This is a genomic window from Egicoccus sp. AB-alg6-2 (genome assembly GCF_041821025.1).
GTDB lineage: Bacteria > Actinomycetota > Nitriliruptoria > Nitriliruptorales > Nitriliruptoraceae > Egicoccus.
In genome coordinates this window covers 347,168-367,675 of record NZ_JBGUAY010000003.1, presented here as the reverse complement: position 1 = coordinate 367,675, position 20,508 = coordinate 347,168, and the positions used below count along the sequence as shown (strand labels likewise).

Here is a 20,508-nt window from a genome sequence, read left to right as displayed (position 1 = left end):
GTGGCCGCCGGTAGTCTCGATCGACATGCTGGATCCCACCTCCTCCTCCGACGTCTTCGTCGTCCGCGGCGGCGCCCCGCTACGGGGCACCGTCCGGCTGTCGGGCGCCAAGAACTCCGCGCTCAAGCTCATGGCGGCCGCGATCCTGTGCGACGGCAAGCTGGAGCTGTCGGCGATCCCTCGCATCGCGGACGTGCCGGTCATGGCCGACGTCCTGCGCGGCATCGGTCTCGACGTCGATCTCGACCTGCCGAACGAGCGCTGCACGATCGACGCCACCGACGAGCCGGACTGGTGTCCGCCACGTGACGCGGTCACCCGCATCCGCGCCTCCATCTCGTGTCTCGGGCCGCTCGTCGGCCGACTGCGCCGGGCGAGGATCGCGCTGCCCGGCGGGGACAAGATCGGTGCCCGAAGCATCGAGATGCACGTCCGCGGCCTGGTCGCGATGGGTGCCGAGGTCGACGAGCGCGCCGACGAGATCGAGGTGCGCGCCCGCGAACTGCACGGAGCGATCCTCACCCTCGACTTCCCGAGCGTCGGCGCCACCGAGAACCTCGTCATGGCCGCCGTGCTCGCCGACGGCACCACGGTGCTCGACAACGCCGCCCGGGAACCCGAGATCCAGGACCTGTGCCGCATGCTCGAGGCGATGGGGGCACGCATCGACGGGATCGGGTCACCGACGCTCGAGATCGAGGGCGTCGACCGTCTCGCGCCGATCAGCTGGGAGACCTGCCCCGACCGCATCGAGGCCGGCACCTACGCCGTCGCCGCCGCACTGACCGGCGGCGACGTCGTCATCGAGCGCGTCCGCCCGGCCGACCTGACGCTGCCGCTGCTGAAGCTGCGCGCCGCCGGTGTGGCGGTCGAGGAGGGCGGGGACTCGCTGCGGGTGAAGGCCGGTGACCTCGACCCGGTCGACTTCGTCACGCTGCCCTACCCGGGCTTCCCGACCGACCTGCAGCCGCAGATGATGGTGCTGCTCACGCAGGCCGACGGCACGTCGCGCTGCACCGAGAACGTCTTCGAGTCCCGGTTCTCGTTCGTCGCCGAACTCGCGCGGATGGGGGCCGACATCCAGATCGACGGCCACCACGCCCTGATCCGCGGTCCTGCGCCGCTCGTCGGGGCGACCTTCACGGGACTCGACGTGCGGGCCGGCGCGGCGGGCACCCTGGCCGGCCTGGTCGCGCGTGGCGAGACCATCGTGCGCGACGTCCACCACGTCGACCGCGGGTATGCGGACTTCATCCCGCGACTGCAGGCGCTGGGCGCCGATGTCGAACGGGTGCCCGCCGCCGATGTGGATGGCTGACCGCGACGGCGTCGGCGGGGTTGGCGGCCGACCGGCACCGGTGACGGTGACGCTCGCGTCGCTGTGCGCGCTCCTCGCCGTTCTGCTCGTGCCGTCCGCCCCTGCAGCCGCGGCCGAGACCGTTTCCGGTGTCCTGCGCGCCGAGGCCGCCGGTGGGGTCATCGAGATCACCGACGACGTACGCGGCCCGCGGCGCTTCCTCGACACCCTCGAGATGCGTGCCGGGAGCTCCGGAACGCTGTTGGTCAACGAACTGGGCCTTGACGACTACGTCGCCGGGGTGGCGGAGATGCCGCCGCGGTGGCACCTCGAGGCGCTCAAGGCCCAGGCCGTCGCGGCCCGCACCTACGCCTGGTACTCGATCCGCCTCGGCACCTTCACCCACTACGACATCTGTGCGACCGTCGCCTGCCAGGTGTTCCGCGGCGCCGACGTCGAGCTCGACGACCTCGGCGCCCGCTGGCGGCAGGCCGTGGACGCCACCGCGGGTGAGGTCCTCGTCGACGAGGAGGGACGGCCGATCCTGGCGCGCTACTTCTCGACCTCCGGGGGCCAGACGTACGCGAACGAGTTCGTGTTCCCGAACGAGGGACCGCGGCCGTACCTCGTCGGCACCGACGATCCGCTGGACGCCGTGTCCCCCTACCACCGGTGGACCGTGCGCTTCACCCGGGCCCAGTTCGACGACATCATCGGCCGAGGGGACACGCTGGGCCGGGCGGCGCCGGTCGCCGACGTGCGGCGCGAGGGCAGTCTCCACGACCCGTTCGGGGACATCACCGTGGTGGGCGAGGACGGCACCGAGGTCACGATCGGCGTGCGGCCCTTCCGCGAGTTCGTCAGCCGCATCGCGGCCGAGCGCTATCCCGACCAGTTCCCCGGCATCCGCGGCGACGGTCTGCGACGGCTGCCCGAGACGCTGCCCTCCAGTCGGTTCGAGGTCGTGGTCGACGCCGAGGCGGTCACGTTCGAGGGCCGCGGCTGGGGACATGGCGTCGGGATGAGCCAGTACGGCGCACGCGGCCGTGCCGAGGACGGACAGGACTACCGTCAGATCCTCGCGGCCTACTACGACGGCCGGGAACCGACCGTCACCGACGACCTCCCCTCCCGGGTCCGGGTCGGCCTCAACGTCGACGACCGGTTCACGCTCCGGCCGACGCGGTCGATGCGTCTCGTCGCCGGCGACATTGTCGTCGCCGAGGCCGCGCTCGGTACGTGGACCGTGGCGCGTGAGGGCGACGGGTGGTCCGTCTCGCCGCCCGACGGGCACGACCGCGACCTCGAGGTGTCCGCGACGCGTGCCGCCGACGGCCTCGAGTTCGGCGACGCCGTGGTGGTCGAGGCCGAGATCAACAAGCCGGCCCTGCTGCGACTCGTGGTGCAGGACGCGGACGGCGGGGAGATCCTCGTCAACGAGCTCGGCGCCGCGGACCCCGGCGTCCATGCCGCGACGTGGCGGTACGACGACGCGCAGGGCGACCCGGTCGCCCCCGGCGAGTACACGCTGACCCTGTTCGGCCGCGACGCGGCCGGTGCCGAGGACGGGGCGCCGTACACCGTGACCGTCGCACGCGACGACGTGGCCGCCGCAGAGGACACGCGCGACCGGGCCGCCGCCGGCGGCACGCGGGCCCGCGTCGTCGCCCTCGCGGTCGTCGCCGTCCTCCTCGTCCTTCTCGTTCTCGCCAACCGCTCCCGCAGGAGATCGGCATGAGTCAGCCCCCCGTTCCGCCGCCTCCCGCACCGGGGGGCGGTCCGCCGCCGAGCGCCGCCGGCCACCGCTTCGACCCGGCGTGGCCGGGCGGCGGGCGTCGCGACGGTGCCCGCCCCGCCGACGCGTTCCCCGTCCCGTTCACCGCGGTGGACGGCGCCCTGCTGGTGCTGTGGACGCTGGTGGCCCAGTTCGTCGTCATCGTGCCGGCCATCGTCTTCGGCGTCGTCAACGACGACAGCGGCCCGGTGATGCTGCTGCTCGTCGTGGTCGCCCAGGCGGTCGGCCTCGGCGGTGCCCTGGCCTACCTCGCCGCCCGGGGCCGGTTGTCCTGGCGCCTGCTCGGACCACTGCGGCCTTCAGGGCTGCATGCGGCCTACGGCGTGGTCGTCGGCATCGCCGGCTTCCTCGGCGTGAACGCGTTCATCCTCGCCATCCTGCAGTTCATCGGCCCGGTGGACCCGCCCGAGCAGCAACTGCTGTCTGAGCTGACCCAGGGGGGCATCAGCACCTTCCTCGCCATCGTCGCCGCCGTCGTCATGGCGCCGCTCCTCGAGGAGGTGGCGTTCCGGGGCGTGCTGTTCCAGGGGCTCAAGCGCAAGGTCGGGCTGTGGCCGGCCGCGCTCGTCTCCGGCCTGGTGTTCGCGGCCGTCCACGTCGAGGTCACCCAGCCGCTCTACAGCGCGGGCCTGCTCACCCTCGGCGTCGCGTTGGCCTGGTCGCTGCACCGCTTCGGCAGCCTGATCGTGCCGATCGCCGCCCACGCGGTCTTCAACGCCATCTCGGTCGGGCTCACCCTGCTGGGCGCCGAATTCGTCGACACCGTCTGACCATCCACACCATTTTCGTGCCGGGGCACGAAAATGGGAGCGCGGCCGGGGTGCGGGCGGCGAGGCGGCGCCGGCTTTCGTTCCGGGGCACGAACGTGGGAGCGCGGCCGGGGTGCGGGGGGCGAGGTGGCGCCGGCTTTCGTGCCGGGGCACGAATGTGGGGAACGTGGGCGGCCGGGATCAGTGGCGGACGAGGCGTTCGGCGAGCGTGCGGCCGGTGGGTGCCCGGCCGGTGCGGGCTGCCTCGGCATCGAGGCGCGCCAGGGCGGTCTGCAGGTAGCGGGCGGCGAGCCATCGCAGGGGCTCGGGCTCCCAGCGGCGTGGGCGGTGGCCGACCATGGGCAGGTCGGCGAACTCGGTCTCGCCGTGCACGATGAGGTCGGCGAGCACACGACCGGCCAGGTTGGTGGTCGCCACCCCCTGTCCCGTGTAGCCGTACGCGGCGCCGATCCCGGTGCGTGGGTCGAAGCGGAACGCGGGCATCCAGTCCCGAGGCATCGCCAGAGGACCACCCCATGCGTGTGCGATGCCGACGCCCTCGAGGTCCGGGAACCACGACGTCAGCTGGCGTCGTAGCTCGGCGTGGGTCGGCTCGTGGCGATCGAACGCCGGCGCGACCGCGGAGCCGAAGTGGTAGGGCGCGCCTCGACCGCCGAACAGCACCCGACCGTCGACGGTGCGGGACAGGTAGTCCACGGTGTAGCGGTGCGACGACAGGCACTCGTGACCCTGCCAGCCGATGCTGCGCCAGCGGGCGTCGTCGACGGGTTCGGTCAGCACGATCAGCGAGTACAGCGGCATGACGTCGCGGGCACGCCCGGGAAGCTGCGGCAACCATGCCTCCGTGGCGAGCACCACCGCCTCGGCACGGATCTCGCCCCGCCCGGTGACCACCACGGCCGAGGGCGGTCCCGGGCGCACGTCGGTCACACGCGTGCCCTCGACGATCCTGACGCCGCGCGCCTCGAGACGACGTCCGAGCCCGCGGACGAGGCGGCCGGGGTGCACCGTGGCACCGTGCGGATCGAACAACGCGCCCTCGGCGCCGGCCACCGCGACCCTCGCGCCGAGCTCGTCCCCGTCCAGCACCGTCAGGCCGTCGTCGACGCCGAGGTCGCGCATCGTCTGCATGCCGGCGGCCAGTGCCGGGCGTTCGTGCGGACCGCGAGCGATGCGCAGGATCCCCCCCTTGCGGACCTGGGCGTCGAGCCCGACCCGCACGCAGACGTCGGCCACCTCGTCGACCGTGGCCCGCATGGCCCGGATGGTGTCGGCCGCGATGCCGGGCGAGCTGCGGCGGGCCAGCTCGGCGGGGCTGACACCCAGTCCCGGCGACAGCCAGGCGCCGTTGCGACCCGATGCGCCGAAGCCGACCGTCTCGGCCTCGACCACCACGACATCCAGGGCCGGGTCCCGGTCCAGGAGGTACCACGCGGTCCACAGTCCGGTGTAGCCGCCGCCGACCACGACCACGTCGGCGCGCGCGTCGCCGTCCAGCGGGTCGCGCGGGGTCAGGTCGTCGCCCGATGTCGCCAGCCAGAAGCCCGGCATCAGCGCTCCACGTCCCGGCCGGCGGCCTGGCGGGCGTGCAACTCCAATGCCAGTCCGTACTCCAGCAGGTGCTCGCCGCCGCGTGGATCGCGACCCGTGAGCTCGCGGACCCGGTCCAGGCGGTAGGTCAGCGTGTGCCGGTGCACGCACAGCTCGGCGGCCGCAGGGCCCGGCCGACAGCCATGGGCGAGGTAGGCCCGCAACGTGTCGACGAGGTGGGTCGACTCGCGCGCATCGTGTTCCAGCACCGGGCCGAGGACCTGGGACACGAAGTCGGTCGCGCCCAGGTCGTCGCGTATGCCGGCGAGCAGCCCGGTGATGCCGAGTTGGTCCACGTCGTGGATCGGACCCGGATCGTCGATCAACAGGGCGACGTGGGCTTCGCGCATCGCCGCGCGGAGCGCGTCGAGTTCCTGCTTGGAACGGCTGCGTCCCACCCGCGGGGACGGCCAGCCGCGGGAGCGCATGGCCCCGACGACGCGTTGCGCCGCGTCACCGAGTTCGTCGCCGTCGTCGTCGCTCACGACCGCGTACAGGACGTCGTCGAGGTGGCCGACCACGGGCCGACCGAGCGGCAGCAACGCATCCTCGACCACCATGGACAGGTGCGCGTCGCTGACGCCGTCTGGACGGCCGACGCACAGGACGTGGAACGCGGCGGGCGGGGACACACCGAGGCGGCGCAACGCGCGGGCGATCAGTCCCGCCGTGCTGCGGCCGGCCGCGGTCTCCTCGAGCAGTTCGTCGACCCGCGCCCGTTGGGCCTCGCGGACCGAACGACGTCGCGACAACTCCAGCGACACCCCCGCCAGACCCTGCTCGAACAGCAGCACCTCGTGCTCGAGGAGTGGCGCGTCGGTCACCGCGACGACGACGGCCTCGAGCTCGTCGCCGATCCTGACCGGCCCGCTCGTGCGGGCCTGGCCGTCCGGCAGGACCCCGGCGTCGCCGCCCGGGCCGTCGGCGGCCGCCCGCCACAGTGGACCGAGTTCGACGTCGGCGAGCCGGCCTCCGGGGTCGTGACGGCCCAGTTCCGCCCCCGCGAAGTCGAACGCGACCAGCGCCGCGCCCGGCATCGCGCGACCGACGGTGCTCAGGACCGCGCCGATGCCGTGGTCGGACACCACGGCCGCGAGCACCTGGCGGTGCAGCGTGACCGCGCTGCGCAGCGTCGCGAAGTGCTCCTCGTACATGTGGCTGGACACCCGGCGCGTCACGGCCAGGAACGGCACCTCGTAGGGCACCGTGATCAGTGGCAGGTCGTTGGCGTCGCAGGCGGCGACCATGGCCGGCGGCACCTCGTCGAGGGACACGCCGGTGCCGAAGCCGACCGCGACGACGCCGCGCGCGGCGAGACCCGCGATGAGCCGTTGCTGCAGGTGCTCGCTGTCCCGGACGCCGAGGCCGGTCGTCAGCAGCAGTTCGCCGCCTTCGAGCCACGGCGTCGGGTCCGGCGTGTCGGAGATGTGCGCCCACCGGATCGGGCCGCGGCGGTCCAGGCCGCCGCGGCCGGCGACGATCTCGAGGCCGAGGCTGCGGTCGGCGAGCAGTTCCGAGGGCCACAGCGGCACAGGACCCCCACGGTCGGCGACCGGCCGAGCGTAGTCGATGCGCCCGATCGGAACCGCGGCCCGGATCGGGATGTCGAGCCCTGCCACCGGTGCGCCACCTCCCGTCGGTCGCCGGGCGCACGCTAGGCCCCGTGCGCCAGCCCGGCATCGGCCGAAGCGCCCATGGCGGTGTGCTTGGCTTGGCCGATCGGTGAAGGTGGGGGCAGGGAGCCGCACCCGTTTGCCAGGTGGCCAAGTCGGTACGGGCGACGAGCGCCGGACGGCCAACGACAGCGGTCGGGCGTTCCTCCTAGCGTCCGTCGGCGGAGAGCGAACCGGGAGGTCGTGAGCTGTGCGTGAGATCCAGAACCTGATCGGCGGGAAGCTGCAGGGCCCGATGTCGGGCGAGACGATGGACCTGATCGACCCCGCGACCGGAAAGGCGTTCGCCACGGCGCCCAGGTCGGGAGCGGACGACGTCGACGCCGCCTGCCGCGCGGCCGCCGACGCCTTCCCCGCCTGGCGGGACGCGACGCCGTCGGAGCGCAGCCGCGCGCTGCTCCGGATCGCCGACGCCATCGAGGAGCGCGGCGAGGAGCTGATCCGGCTGGAGTCGGAGAACACCGGCAAGCCGTTCCAGCTCACGATGGATGAGGAACTGCCGCCCGCCGTCGACCAGATCCGGTTCTTCGCGGGTGCCGCCCGTGTGCTCGAGGGCCGCTCCGCCGGGGAGTACATGCCCGGGCACACCTCGTACGTGCGACGTGAGCCGATCGGCGTGTGCGCCCAGGTGGCGCCCTGGAACTACCCGATGATGATGGCGGTGTGGAAGTTCGCGCCCGCGCTGGCGGCCGGCAACACCGTGGTGCTCAAGCCCAGCGACACCACGCCGGTGTCCACGGTGTGGATGGCCGAACTGATGCAGGAGTTCCTGCCGCCGGGCGTGATGAACGTGATCTGCGGCGACCGCGACACCGGCCGCAGCCTGGTCACCCACGAGATCCCGCAGTTCGTGTCGGTCACCGGCTCGGTCCGTGCCGGTATGGAGGTCGCCGAGGCCGTCGCCCGTGACCTCAAGATCACCCACCTCGAACTCGGGGGCAAGGCGCCGGTGCTGGTCTTCGACGACGCCGACGTCGAGCACGCGGCGGCCGGCATCGCCGGTGCCGGCTACTTCAACGCCGGCCAGGACTGCACGGCGGCCTCGCGGGTCCTCGCCAGTGCGCGGATCTACGACGACCTGGTCGCGGCCCTGGCCGAGCAGGCCCGCGGGACCACGACCGGGGCACCCACCGACGACGAGGAGGCCGACTTCGGTCCCCTCAACAACGTCGACCAGCACGAGCGGGTCAAGGGCTTCCTCGACCGCGCACCCGACCACCTCGAGGTCGTCGCCGGCGGGCACCCGCTCGCACGTGACGGGTTCTTCTTCGAGCCGACCGTCGTCGCGGGGCTGCAGCCGGACGACGAGATGAGCCAGACCGAGATCTTCGGTCCCGTGCTCACCGTCCAGCGCTTCGACGACGAGGAGCAGGCGCTGGGCTGGGCCAACGGCGTCAAGTACGGCCTCGCGTCGAGCGTGTGGACCAAGGACCACGGACGCGCGATGCGGATCGCGAAGGGGCTGGACTTCGGCGCGGTCTGGATCAACACCCACATCCCGATCGTGGCGGAGATGCCGCACGGCGGGTTCAAGCACTCGGGCCACGGCAAGGACCTGTCCATGTACAGCCTCGAGGACTACACGCGCATCAAGCACGTCATGTCGGACATCACGGTCTGACGGCGCGACGCATGGGGGCAACGGCGCCCCGGAAGGCGACGAACATGAGTACGGCGGAACTGAGCCACGGCAACCTCTGGTTGCACTTCACCCGCACCTCCGACTGGCTGGGCGACGACCCCACCGTCCCGACCCTCGCGAAGGCCGACGGCTGCTACGTCTGGGACTCGAAGGGGAAGCGCTACCTCGATGCCCTGTCGGCGCTGTTCTGCGCGCAGATCGGGTACGGCCATCCCTCCATGGGGGAGGTCGCCAAGGCGCAGATGGACACCCTGCCGTTCTGGACCAACTGGTCGTACGCCCACCAGCCGGCGCTCGACCTCGCGGCGGCGCTCGCCGAACGGTTCCCGGGCGACCTCGACCAGTTCTTCTTCGTCAACTCCGGTTCCGAAGCCGTCGAGGCGGCCGTGAAGCTCGCGCAGCAGTACCACGCGCTGGCCGGCGAACCGACCCGCAAGCTGGTCATCAGCCGCAACTACGCCTACCACGGCACCACCCTCGGCGCCCTGGGCGTGACCGGTCTGCCGGGCCTGCGCGAGGCCTTCGAGCCGTTGCGCCCCGTGCACCACTACGTGCCGAACACCAACGCCTACCGGCCACAGCACGACGACCCGGCCCAGGCGGTCGAGGACAAGATCCTCGAGCTCGGTCCCGAGAACGTGTCGCTGGTCATCGCCGAGCCGGTCCAGAACGCCGGTGGCTGCTTCACGCCGCCGGCCGACTACTGGCCCCGGCTGCGCGAGATCTGCGATCGGCACGGGGTGCTGCTCGCCTGCGACGAGGTCATCACGGCCTTCGGCCGGCTGGGGTACTGGACCGGGGCGGAGAAGTACGGCGTCGTCCCCGACCTGCTCACGTTCGCGAAGGGCGTCACGTCGGCCTACATGCCGCTGGGTGGCGTCGCCTTCAACGAACGCGTCGCCAAGATCATGCAGCTCGAGAAGACGACGATGTTCGTCCACGGCGCCACCTGGGGCGGGCACCCGGTTGCCGCCGCCGTGGCGCTCGAGAACCTGCGCCTGTTCGACGAGCTGCAGGTCCTCGAGAACGTGCGCGCCAACGAGGGCTGGTTCGAGGAACAGCTGCGCGGGCTGTACGACCGTCACGAGATCGTGGGCGACGTACGCGGCACCGGCTACTTCTGGGCGCTCGAGCTCGTCAAGGACCGCCGGCACAAGGTCATGTTCGACGACGCGGAGTCCGAGCTGCTGCTGCGCGGGTTCCTCTCGGCCCGCCTGCTCGAGCTCGGCATGATCTGCCGCGCCGACGACCGCGACGAACCGGTCATCCAGCTCTCGCCCCCGCTCGTGGCCGACCGCACGATCCTCGGCGAGATCATCGCGATCCTCGACCAGGTCCTCGGCGAGGCCACCAAGCGGATGGAGTCGTGGTGATGGGGGCTTCCCGGGTCATCGGCCTGCCCGCCGAGGTCAAGGACCGTGAGCGGCGGATCGCGCTGACGCCGTCCGCGGTCGCGTCCGTCGTCGACCGCGGCCACCGGGTGCTGGTCCAGACCGGTGCCGGCGAAGGCGCCGGGTTCGCCGACAACGACTACAAGGAGGCGGGCGCCGAGCTCGTCGCCTCGGCCGCCGACGCGTGGGCGGCCGAAGTGGTGGTCAAGGTCAAGGAACCACAAGCGGGCGAGTACCCCCACTTCCGCGACGACCTGACCCTGTTCACCTACCTGCACCTCGCCGCCGAGCCCGAGCTGGCCGCCGCGCTCGTCGGGGCGGGCGTGCGGGCATATGCCTACGAGACGCTCACCGAGCGCGGCGGACTGCCCCTGCTGGCGCCCATGTCCGAGATCGCCGGACGCGCGGCCGCCATCGTCGGCGCCGAGAAGCTCTCGGCCGCCCAGGGGGGCTCGGGCACGCTGATGGGTGGTGCGGCCGGGGTCCCGCCCGCCAAGGCGGTCGTCATCGGCATGGGGGTCGCCGGCACCATGGCGGCACGAGGCCTGCGTGGTCTCGACGCGCACGTCACCGGGGTGGACATCGACCTCCAACGCCTCTACGACCACCACCTCGACGGGACCGTCGACGCGACCCAGATCAGCGAGCCGGCAGCGGTCGCCGACCACGTCTGCGACGCCGACCTCGTCATCGGGGCCGCGCTGGTCCCCGGCGCCCGCGCCCCGATGGTGGTCACCGAGGCGATGGTCACCTCGATGCGTCCTGGCTCCGTGGTCGTCGACCTCGCCATCGACCAGGGCGGCTGCATCGAGACCGCCCGCCCCACGTCGTTGTCCGAGCCCACCTACGTCGAGCACGGCGTCGTCCACTACTGCGTCACCAACGTCCCGGGCCAGTTTCCCCGCACGGCTTCGGCGGCACTGTCGGCCGCGGTCGCACCGCGACTGCTGCGCCTGCTCGACGACCCCGACCATCCGGGCCTGGAGGGCGCGCTCAACATCGCCGAGGGTGCGGTCGTCCACCCGGCGGTCGCGGCGACCTTCCCCGACCTGCCGAGCCGGGACTGACATGACCGGCACCACCGCTCCGACGTCCGGCCGCGCGGTCAGCTTCTGGCTCGACCGCGACCCGGACACCGACGTGGTGGGTCCGGTGCTGCAGGGCCAGCAGGTCGCCGACGTGGTCGTCGTCGGCGCCGGCTTCACCGGGTTGTGGACCGCCCTGGCGCTGACGGGTCGGAACCCGTCGCTGTCGGTTCGGGTGGTCGAGGCGAACGTCGTCGGCCACGGCGCGTCGGGCCGCAACGGCGGGTTCGTCGAGCCGTCGTTGACGCACGGGCTGGCCAACGGTCGCAAGCACTTCCCCGACGAGATCGACGAGTTGACCCGGCTCGGCAACGACAACTTCGCCGACCTGCTCGACGACGCCCAGCGGTTCGGCGTCGCCGACGCGTTCGAGCGCACCGGCGTGCTCGAGGTCGCCACCGCACCGTGGCAGGTCCACGGGCTGGCCGAGGACGCCGAGCAGTACGCCGCCCTCGGCGAATCCCACGAACTGCTCGACGCGGGCGCCGTCCGGGCCGAGGTGGACTCGCCGACCTACCTGGCCGGCCTGCACCGCCCGGAGGCGGGCGCACTGGTGCACCCCGGCCGGCTCGTCCGTGGCCTGGCGACCGAGGCACGACGGCGCGGCGTCGTGGTGCACGAACGCAGCCAGGTCACCGACATCGAGGCGGCCGGCGCCGGCGCGATCGTGCGGACGGCCCAGGGAAGCGTCCGTGCCGACCGGGTCGTGCTGGCCACCAACGCCTACAGCCATCGACTCCTGCGACGCACGGCCCGCCACTTCGTCCCGGTCTACGACTACGTCCTGCTGACCGAGCCGCTGAACGCCGAACAGCTGGCACGGATCGGCTGGAAACGCCGCCAGGGCGTCGCCGATGCCGGCAACCAGTTCCACTACTACCGCCTCACCGACGACGACCGGATCCTGTGGGGCGGCTACGACGCCATCTACCGCTTCGGGAGCAGCGTCGGTCCCCGCAACGACCACCGGCGGGCGACCTACGACCTGCTCGCCCGCCATTTCCGGGCCACCTTCCCCCAACTCGCCGACGTGCGCTTCGAGCGCTGGTGGGGCGGTCCGATCGCGACCACGACCAGGTTCACGGCCACGTTCGGCGACGCGCTGGGCGGTCGGGTCGTCTACGCGCTCGGCTACACCGGACTGGGCGTCGCGGCGAGCCGGTTCGCCGGTCGGGTGCTCACCGACAAGCTGCTGGCGCCCGACTCCCCGCTGCTGCAGTTGCGCTTCACGAGTACGCATCCCTTCCCGTTTCCGCCCGAACCGTTGCGGTGGGCGGGCGTGCAGATGACGCGACGGGCGATCGCGCGCGCCGACGCCCGCGACGGCCGCCGCGGACCGTGGCTGGGACTGCTCGACCGTTTCGGCATCGGTTTCGACTCGTGACCGGCATGCTGCGCACCTCCTCCGGACCCGCACGAAAGGACCGTCGTGTCTGACGTCTCGCTGGACGCCGGTCGTCCTACCTCGCCGGCGAGCCCCGGCGACCCGGCCGCGGACGTCGCGGTCGCCCTGCACGGGGTCACCAAGCGGTTCCCCGGTCCGAAGGGCGCCGACCCCGTCACCGCCGTGAAGGCCATCGACCTCGACATCGCCGACGGCGAGTTCTTCTCCCTGCTCGGCCCCTCGGGCTGCGGCAAGACCACGACCCTGCGGATGATCGCCGGCTTCGAGTACCCGACCGCGGGGAGCATCCGCATCTTCGGGGACGAGGTCGGCCTGGAACCGCCCAACAAGCGCCCGGTCAACACCGTGTTCCAGTCCTATGCGTTGTTCCCCCACATGACGGTGGCGCAGAACATCGCATTCGGTCTGCAGATGCAGGACGTGGACAAGAGCGAGGTCTCGCGTCGGGTCGCCGAGGTCATCGACCTGGTGCAGCTGCAGGGCCGTGAGCAGCGGAAGCCGAAGCAGCTCTCCGGCGGTCAGCAGCAGCGTGTCGCGCTGGCGCGGGCGCTCGTGAACCACCCGAAGGTGCTGCTGCTCGACGAACCATTGGGGGCGCTCGACCTCAAGTTGCGCCAGGCCATGCAACTCGAACTCAAGCAGTTGCAGGAGCGGGTCGGCATCACGTTCGTCTACGTCACCCACGACCAGGAGGAGGCGCTGACCATGTCCGACCGCATCGCGGTCATGGAGGGCGGGCAGCTGCTGCAGGTGGGCGCACCGAAGGAGATCTACGACCGGCCGCGTACCCGCTTCGTCGCGGACTTCATCGGGGACACCAACCTGTTGGCCGCGACCGTGCTGGATGCGCGGACGGCCCGGCTGGGCGACGGCAGCACCATCCGTGTCGACAGCGACGCGGCGGCCGGCACGGCGGTCACGGTCGCGATCCGGCCCGAACAGCTCGGGCTGCGCCACCCCGACCACGAGCGTGACCCCGCGCTCGACGCGGTGCACGGGCGCGTGGACCGGCTGACGTTCCTGGGCAATGCCACCTCCTACGAGGTCGTGGCCGACGGCGACCCGGACCTGCGCATCCGCGTGCGGCAGGGCAACGCGCCGGGTATCGAGCACTTCGCGCAGGGTGACCGCGTGCGGGTGCGATGGATGCCCTCCAGCGCCTCGGTGCTCGACGACTAGGAGCGCCGGATGTCCACGACCGTCCCACCGCCCGACGTCCAGCCGGAGCTCACCGAGCCGGCGGCGCCGGCCGGTCCCGGGCTCGAACACGACGCCGAGCGGGCCGAGTCGCGACGCGGCTTCCTCATCGGCCTGCCGAGCTACGCCTACCTCGTCGCCTTCTTCGCCACGCCGCTGCTGATCGTCATCGTCTACTCCTTCGCGAGCCGGTCGGTCCGCGGCGCGACCGTCCTGGCCGGGTGGAACCTCGACTCCTACGCCCGGATGACCGATTCGCTGGTCCTCACCATCGCGTGGCGCTCGTTGTGGATCGCGACCGTGACGACCCTGGTGTGCCTGTTGGTCGCCTATCCGTTCGCCTACTACCTGGCGACGCGACCCGCACGCAGCCGGGCCGTGCTGCTCGTGCTGGTCATGATCCCCTTCTGGTCGAACTTCCTGGTACGGACCTACGCCTGGCGGATGCTTCTCGGCGGCGACGGACCGTTCACCCGGCTGCTGCACGCCATCGGGTTCACCGACGCGCAACTGCTGTTCACCCCGACCGGCGTCCTGATCGGGCTGGTGTACGGCTACCTGCCCTTCATGATCCTGCCCCTCTATGCCGCCATCGAGCGGCTCGACCACTCGCTGGTCGAGGCGGCGCGTGACCTGTACGCCAGCGGATGGCAGGCGTTCTGGAAGGTGACCTGGCCGCTGTCGCGCCCGGGCGTCATCGCCGGCTCGATCCTGGTGTTCATCCCGTCCTTCGGCGCCTACGTCACCCCCGAGATCCTCGGGGGACGCGGTTCGACCATGCTCGGCAGCTACATCGCCCGGCAGTTCATCGGCACCGCCAGCGACTGGCCGTTCGGTTCCGCGCTGTCGGTGACGATCCTCGTGCTCATGATGGTCGCCGCCACCGCGTACTTCCGCAGCGGAGGGAAGAACCTGTGACCCGGTCACGTGCGGAGGAACGCCGATGAGCGTCCTGGAGATGCCCGGCAGCGGCGGCGCCGACGTCGCCGAGGACTCGCTGGCACGCCCCAAGAAGGCGGTGGACCGGCTGCTGGCCGGCAACGCCTGGCTCGTGTTCGCGTTCCTGTACCTGCCGATCCTGGTGCTGATCGTCTATTCGTTCAACGACAACCAGCGGGTCGGGATCTGGACCGAGCCGTCGCTGCGCTGGTACGGCGAGATGTTCGGCAACGCCCGCGTGCTGGACGCCTTGTGGAACTCGATCCGGGTGGCCCTGGTGTCCACCGTGGTCGCCACCATCCTGGGCACGGCCGCGGGGCTGTCCATGGAACGCTTCCGCTACCGCGGCCAGCGGGCCTTCGACGGCCTGCTGTACCTGCCGGTGATCATCCCCGACATCACGATGGCCGTGATGCTGCTGCTGTTCTTCGTGCAGGCCTTCGACCTGATCTTTCTCGCCACCGGCATCCAGTTCAGCCGGGGCATCGGCACGATCATGCTGGCGCACATCGCGTTCAACATCTCGTTCGTCGCCCTCGTGGTGCGTGCCCGCCTCGCCGGACTGGACGGGGCCCTCGAGGAGGCGGCGGCCGACCTGTACGCCAACCGGTGGCAGGCGTTCCGGCGGGTCACCCTGCCGCTGATCGCGCCGGGGGTTGCCGGTGGAGCGCTGCTCGCGCTGACCCTGTCGCTGGACGACGTGGTCATCACCGAGTTCGTCAGTGGCGCCGGCTCGACCACGCTGCCGGTGTACGTCTTCGGTTCGCTGCGGCGCGGGGTGACGCCGCTGATCAACGCCGTGTCGGTCCTGATGCTGCTCGGATCGATCGGGTTGGTGCTGTTGTCGCTGGCGGTGTCGCGCCGGCGCGAGGGTTCGGGGGGATAGGCCCCAGCGGCCACGCTGCGCGGTCAGACACGAGTTCGAGACGATGTTCGACGACGAAAAGGGACGAGGATGAGGTACCGCATGACGGCGGCGCTGCTGGTCGGCGTGCTCGCACTGGCGGCCTGTGGCCGCGAGGTCGGCGAGGACACGGCGGACGGCACGCCCGAGGGAACCGAGACCGCCGCCGGCGACGGCGGCGACGCCGAGGCGGTGGCGTGCGAGATCGACGAGGTGGACGGCGACCTGCTGCTCTACAACTGGTCCGAGTACATGGACCCCGACCTGCTGGCCGCGTTCGGTGAGGAGTACGGCGTCAGTGCCACCGAGGACACCTTCACGTCCAACGAGGCCCTGCTCGCCCAGATCCGCGCCGGCGGCGCCGAGTACGACGTCATCGTCCCGTCCGACTACATGGTCGCGATCATGATCGAGGAGGGGCTGCTGCTCCCGCTCGACCACGAGGCGATCCCCAACGCGTCCAACGTCGCCGAGGAGTTCACGACGCCGCCCTACGACCCCGACCTGGCGTACTCCATGCCCTACCAATGGGGCACGACCGGGCTCGGCGTGAACCTCGACGTCGTCGGTGACGACCCCGAGCCGACGTGGGGCTGGCTGTTCGACGAAGAGCTGCGTGACGGGCTCAACATCTCCATGCTCGACGACCCGCGTGAGGCCATGGCCGCCGCGCTGTACTACCTCGGCCACGATCCCAATACCACCGACGAGGGCCAGCTCGAGGAGGCCGCCGACCTGATCGCTCAGAACGACCGGATCGTCACCTTCACCTCGGACCAGTTCACCGAGTTGCTCATGAGCGGCGAGACCGACGTGGCGCAGGGCTACAGCGGCAACTTCCTCGACAACTTCGGCGACGAGAACTACGCCTACCTGATCCCCGAGGAGGGCGCCACGATCTGGACCGACAACATGGCGATCCTCAACTCGACCAACAGCCCGTGCACGGCGCACACGTTCATCAACTTCATCCTCGACGCCGAGAACGGGGCCCAGCTCACCAACTGGACCTACTACGCCTCGCCGAACGAGGCCGCCACCGAGTTCATCGACGAGGAGGTGAGCGAGAACCCGGCGATCTACCCGGACGAGGACGTGCGCGAGAACCTGTACTTCCTCGAGAACACCGGCGACGCCGAGGTGCTCTACACCGACCTGTTCACCCGGGCGCAGGGGTAGTCGATGACCCCGCTGCTGTCCCACCACGTCGGTGGTCAGCCGCTGGCCGACGACACCGCCCGACGCGGGGAGATCTTCGACCCCGCGTCGGGACGGGTCGTCCGCCAGGTGCCGCTGGCCGACGCGGCGACCGTCGACGCGGTCGTCGGCGTCGCCCGTGACGCCTTCGTCGGCTGGCGCGAGAGCACGCTCGCGCAGCGCACCCGCGTGCTGTTCGCCTTCCGCGAACTGGTGGCGGCGCGACGTGACGAACTGGCCGCGCTGATCGTCGAGGAGCACGGCAAGGTCCACGACGACGCGGTGGGCGAGGTGCAGCGGGGCCTCGAGGTGGTCGAGTTCGCCTGCGGCATTCCGCAACTGCTCAAGGGCGGCTACTCGGAGAACGTCTCGACCGGGGTGGACAGCTACTCGTTGCGCCAGCCGCTGGGGGTCGTGGCCGGGATCACCCCGTTCAACTTCCCCGCGATGGTCCCGATGTGGATGTTCCCGGTCGCGATCGCCTGTGGGAACACCTTCGTGCTCAAACCGAGCGAGAAGGACCCGTCGGTCGCGGTCGCGCTGGCGGAGCTGTGGGCGCGGGCCGGGCTGCCCGACGGGGTGTTCAACGTCCTGCACGGCGACCGTGAGGCCGTCGACGCGCTGCTGACCCACCCGGGTGTCGCGGCGGTCTCGTTCGTGGGCTCGACCCCCATCGCCCGCCACGTGTTCACCACCGCGACCCAGCACGGCAAGCGCGTCCAGGCCCTCGGCGGCGCGAAGAACCACATGGTCGTGCTGCCCGATGCCGACATCGACCTCGCCGCCGACGCCGCGGTCTCCGCGGCCTACGGATCGGCGGGGGAGCGGTGCATGGCGATCTCGGCGGTGGTCGCCGTCGGCGACGTCGCCGACCGCCTCGTCCCCGCGATCGCCAAGCGCATGGAGGGACTGCGGGTCGGGCCCGGCACGGACCCGGACGCCGAGATGGGTCCGCTGGTGACGCGCGAACACCGCGACCGCGTCGCCTCCTACGTCGCCACCGGCACCGAGGAGGGCGCCGAGGTCGTCGTCGACGGGCGCGGCCTGACGGTGCCGGGAGCCGAGGACGGCTTCTGGCTCGGTCCGTGCCTGCTCGACCACGTGCGCCCGGAGATGACCGTCTACCGCGACGAGATCTTCGGGCCGGTGCTGTCGGTGGTGCGCGTCGACGACCACGGCGCGGCGATCGACCTCGTCAACGCCAACCCCTACGGCAACGGCACCGCGGTGTTCACCGACTCGGGGACCCAGGCGCGGCGATTCCAGCACGAGATCGAGGTCGGCATGGTCGGCATCAACGTGCCCATCCCGGTCCCGATGGCGTACTACAGCTTCGGCGGCTGGAAGGACTCGCTGTTCGGCGACACGCACGTCCACGGCGCCGAGGGCGTGCACTTCTACACCCGCGGCAAGGTGGTCACGGCCCGCTGGCCGGTGCAGGACACGCGTACCAGCCTGCACTTCCCGACCTCCGACTGAGCACCCGACCCCGGCCGTCGGGCCGGAGAAGGCGACGCAGCCAGATGAACGACCGCGCCATGTGGATCGGCGGCCAGCACGTGACCGCCCCCGACGCCGGCTGGATCGACAGCCGCGACCCTGCCACCGAGGAGGTCATCGGCCGGGTCCCGGCCGGCGGCGCGGCCGAGGTCGCGCAGGCCGTCGCCGCGGCGCGCGATGCGGCGGACGACTGGCGCTACACCGCCGCCAACGACCGGGCCGAGCTGCTGCACGAGGCCTACGCGAAGTCGATGGCACACCACGGCGAGCTGGTCGAACTGCTCACCCGCGAGCAGGGCAAGGCGCGACCGGAGCAGGAGGAGGAGGCCGAGTGGGCGCTGACGTCGCTGCGCTACTACGCCGAACTCGGCCGCAACGGCGTGGGGCGGGTCGTGCCGTCCGCGGAGCCCCGGACGCAGCTCAACCTGGTGCTCAAGGAGCCGTATGGGGTCGTCGGTGCCATCGTGCCGTGGAACTATCCGCTGCTGCTGTTGTCGTGGAAGCTGGCGCCGGCGCTCGCGGCCGGCAACACCGTCGTGGTCAAGCCGTCCGAGCTGACCTCGCTGGTCACGCTCGAGTGGATCGAGCGCTGCTTCGACCACTTCCCGCCCGGCGTCGTGAACGTCGTCACGGGCTACGGCACGGACGCCGGCGAGGCGCTGGTGGCGCATCCCGACGTCCGGGTGATCGCGATGACGGGCTCGGTCGCGACCGGGCAGCGCATCGCCTCGGTCGCCGCACCGATGATGAAACACCTGCACCTCGAACTCGGCGGCAAGGACGCCTTCGTGGTCGCGCCAGACGCCGAACTCGACACGGCAGTCGACGCGCTGGCGTACTCGGCCCTGCTCAACGCCGGGCAGGTCTGCACGTCCTCCGAGCGCATCTTCGTCCCCCAGGGGATGCGCGACGACTTCGCCGAAGCGCTCAGCGCCAAGGTTTCCGGCCTCCGCCTCGGGCACGGGCTGGAGGAGGGCACCGACATCGGGCCGCTCGCCGACGACCGGTTCCGGGACAAGGTCGACGCCCACGTCCGCGACGCCCTCGACCGCGGCGCCCGTGTGCTGACGGGCGGGGTCCGTCCCGACCGGCAGGGGTGGTTCTACGAGCCGACCGTGCTCGTCGACGTCGACGACGACATGGTGATCATGACCGAGGAGACCTTCGGCCCCACGATCCCGGTGGCGAGCTACGACGACTTCGACGCGGCGATCGAGCGCGTCAACGCCTCGGAGATGGGACTGGGAGCCACGTTGCGGTCGTCGGATCCCCTGCTGATCAAGCGCTTCTACGAGCGGGTGAAGGCGGGCACCGTCTGGATCAACGATCCACTCACCGACAACTACGCTGGCCCGTTCGGGGGCACGAAGATGACCGGCGGCGGCCGCGAACTCGGACCCGAGGGCCTCGAGACCTTCCTCGAGACCAAGCACGTCCACTGGGACTTCGACCAGGCCAGCAAGGACTGGTGGCTGCCCTACTGAGCCCCCGACACGTCCGCACGCCGACCACCATGCTGCGCGAGCTCGACCGCCGCCACGGCCGGTACGCGCTCGAGACCATGTGCATCGGCGGCGGTCAGGGCATGGCCGCCCTGTTCGAGCGCGTCGCCTGATCAGACCAGCGAGAGCTGCGCGTGGCCGCGTTCGAGGTCCAGTAGCTGCTGCTTGCGCTCGAGGCCACCGCCGTACCCCGTGAGCGTGCCGTTCGCGCCGACCACCCGGTGACAGGGGACGATGATGCCCAACGGGTTGCGTCCGTTCGCGAGTCCGACCGCCCGCGAGGCGGTCGGTTGGCCGATGCGCGTCGCGAGCTCGCCGTACGAGATCGTCTCGCCGTACGGGATGTCGCACAGGGCCCGCCACACCTGCTGCTGGAACGCCGTCCCACGTGCGAAGGACAACGCGAGCTCGAACGTCCGGCGGTCGCCGGCGAAGTACGCTGCCAACTGCTCTGCCACGTCGGCGAAGGCGCCGTCCTCCCGCGGCCCGAAGCCTTCCTGCTCGGGCCGGTGCCGCTGCGGCTCGAGGTAGCAGCCCACCAGGGCACGGCCGTCGCGCACCAGCGTGATCGGGCCGAGCGGACTGTCGACGATGCCGTGGTGCATGGGGGCGTCTCCTTCG

At 71.5% G+C, this 20,508-nt stretch carries 17 protein-coding genes; 14 read left to right on the top strand and 3 right to left on the bottom strand.

Annotated features, from left to right (window positions below; genetic code table 11):
- The first annotated feature begins 25 nt into the window (after positions 1 to 25).
- From murA to ACERMF_RS06635, 3 genes are read left to right on the top strand one after another with little or no spacing between them, the layout of a single operon-like run.
- Positions 26 to 1,318, top strand: coding sequence for a UDP-N-acetylglucosamine 1-carboxyvinyltransferase (murA, locus tag ACERMF_RS06645; protein WP_373668251.1), 1,293 nt, complete (start codon positions 26 to 28; stop codon positions 1,316 to 1,318).
- Positions 1,311 to 3,035 (top strand): SpoIID/LytB domain-containing protein, encoded by a 1,725-nt coding sequence (locus ACERMF_RS06640; RefSeq protein ID WP_373668250.1) that lies wholly within the window; start codon positions 1,311 to 1,313, stop codon positions 3,033 to 3,035. The genes murA and ACERMF_RS06640 overlap by 8 nt, the downstream gene beginning before the upstream one ends.
- Positions 3,032 to 3,862, top strand: a complete 831-nt coding sequence (locus ACERMF_RS06635; RefSeq protein ID WP_373668249.1) for a lysostaphin resistance A-like protein — start codon at positions 3,032 to 3,034, stop codon at positions 3,860 to 3,862. Before ACERMF_RS06640 ends, ACERMF_RS06635 begins: the two co-directional genes overlap by 4 nt.
- Positions 3,863 to 4,042: 180 nt before the next feature.
- Here the strand turns inward: ACERMF_RS06635 and ACERMF_RS06630 are convergent, their stop codons facing one another.
- Together ACERMF_RS06630 and ACERMF_RS06625 are read right to left on the bottom strand one after the other, a co-directional pair.
- Positions 4,043 to 5,413, bottom strand: a complete 1,371-nt coding sequence (locus ACERMF_RS06630; protein ID WP_373668248.1) for an NAD(P)/FAD-dependent oxidoreductase — start codon at positions 5,411 to 5,413, stop codon at positions 4,043 to 4,045.
- Positions 5,413 to 7,071 carry a PucR family transcriptional regulator gene (locus ACERMF_RS06625; protein ID WP_373668247.1) on the bottom strand — a complete coding sequence of 553 codons (1,659 nt, stop codon included), beginning with the start codon at positions 7,069 to 7,071 and terminating at the stop codon, positions 5,413 to 5,415. The genes ACERMF_RS06630 and ACERMF_RS06625 overlap by 1 nt, the downstream gene beginning before the upstream one ends.
- 253 nt (positions 7,072 to 7,324) lie before the next feature.
- Here ACERMF_RS06625 and ACERMF_RS06620 point away from each other — a divergent pair, with 253 nt between their 5' ends.
- From ACERMF_RS06620 to ACERMF_RS06570, 11 genes are all read left to right on the top strand, one after another.
- Positions 7,325 to 8,746, top strand: a complete 1,422-nt coding sequence (locus tag ACERMF_RS06620; protein ID WP_373668384.1) for a gamma-aminobutyraldehyde dehydrogenase — start codon at positions 7,325 to 7,327, stop codon at positions 8,744 to 8,746.
- Positions 8,747 to 8,790: 44 nt separating this feature from the next.
- Positions 8,791 to 10,140, top strand: coding sequence for an aspartate aminotransferase family protein (locus ACERMF_RS06615; protein ID WP_373668246.1), 1,350 nt, complete (start codon positions 8,791 to 8,793; stop codon positions 10,138 to 10,140).
- The gene (gene ald / locus ACERMF_RS06610; RefSeq protein WP_373668245.1) at positions 10,140 to 11,225 is read left to right on the top strand and encodes an alanine dehydrogenase; all 1,086 of its coding nucleotides are present in this window, start codon (positions 10,140 to 10,142) and stop codon (positions 11,223 to 11,225) included. The genes ACERMF_RS06615 and ald overlap by 1 nt, the downstream gene beginning before the upstream one ends.
- 1 nt (position 11,226) lies before the next feature.
- The gene (locus ACERMF_RS06605) at positions 11,227 to 12,627 is read left to right on the top strand and encodes an NAD(P)/FAD-dependent oxidoreductase (protein WP_373668244.1); all 1,401 of its coding nucleotides are present in this window, start codon (positions 11,227 to 11,229) and stop codon (positions 12,625 to 12,627) included.
- A gap of 45 nt (positions 12,628 to 12,672) precedes the next feature.
- Positions 12,673 to 13,827 (top strand): ABC transporter ATP-binding protein, encoded by a 1,155-nt coding sequence (locus tag ACERMF_RS06600; protein ID WP_373668243.1) that lies wholly within the window; start codon positions 12,673 to 12,675, stop codon positions 13,825 to 13,827.
- 9 nt (positions 13,828 to 13,836) lie between these two features.
- Positions 13,837 to 14,763 carry an ABC transporter permease gene (locus ACERMF_RS06595; protein WP_373668242.1) on the top strand — a complete coding sequence of 309 codons (927 nt, stop codon included), beginning with the start codon at positions 13,837 to 13,839 and terminating at the stop codon, positions 14,761 to 14,763.
- 25 nt (positions 14,764 to 14,788) lie between these two features.
- On the top strand, positions 14,789 to 15,670 hold the full coding sequence (locus ACERMF_RS06590; RefSeq protein WP_373668241.1) for an ABC transporter permease: 882 nt from the start codon (positions 14,789 to 14,791) through the stop codon (positions 15,668 to 15,670).
- Positions 15,671 to 15,739: 69 nt separating this feature from the next.
- On the top strand, positions 15,740 to 16,867 hold the full coding sequence (locus ACERMF_RS06585) for a PotD/PotF family extracellular solute-binding protein (protein WP_373668240.1): 1,128 nt from the start codon (positions 15,740 to 15,742) through the stop codon (positions 16,865 to 16,867).
- Positions 16,868 to 16,870: 3 nt separating this feature from the next.
- A complete protein-coding gene (locus tag ACERMF_RS06580; RefSeq protein WP_373668239.1) occupies positions 16,871 to 18,364 on the top strand; it encodes a CoA-acylating methylmalonate-semialdehyde dehydrogenase in 1,494 nt (497 codons plus the stop codon).
- 44 nt (positions 18,365 to 18,408) lie between these two features.
- Positions 18,409 to 19,869, top strand: a complete 1,461-nt coding sequence (locus ACERMF_RS06575) for an aldehyde dehydrogenase (protein WP_373668238.1) — start codon at positions 18,409 to 18,411, stop codon at positions 19,867 to 19,869.
- Complete coding sequence (locus ACERMF_RS06570) at positions 19,854 to 20,000, top strand: hypothetical protein (protein ID WP_373668388.1); 147 nt, start codon at positions 19,854 to 19,856, stop codon at positions 19,998 to 20,000. The genes ACERMF_RS06575 and ACERMF_RS06570 overlap by 16 nt, the downstream gene beginning before the upstream one ends.
- Here the strand turns inward: ACERMF_RS06570 and ACERMF_RS06565 are convergent, their stop codons facing one another.
- A complete protein-coding gene (locus ACERMF_RS06565) occupies positions 20,001 to 20,492 on the bottom strand; it encodes a methylated-DNA--[protein]-cysteine S-methyltransferase (RefSeq protein WP_373668237.1) in 492 nt (163 codons plus the stop codon).
- Between the last annotated feature and the right edge of the window lie 16 nt (positions 20,493 to 20,508).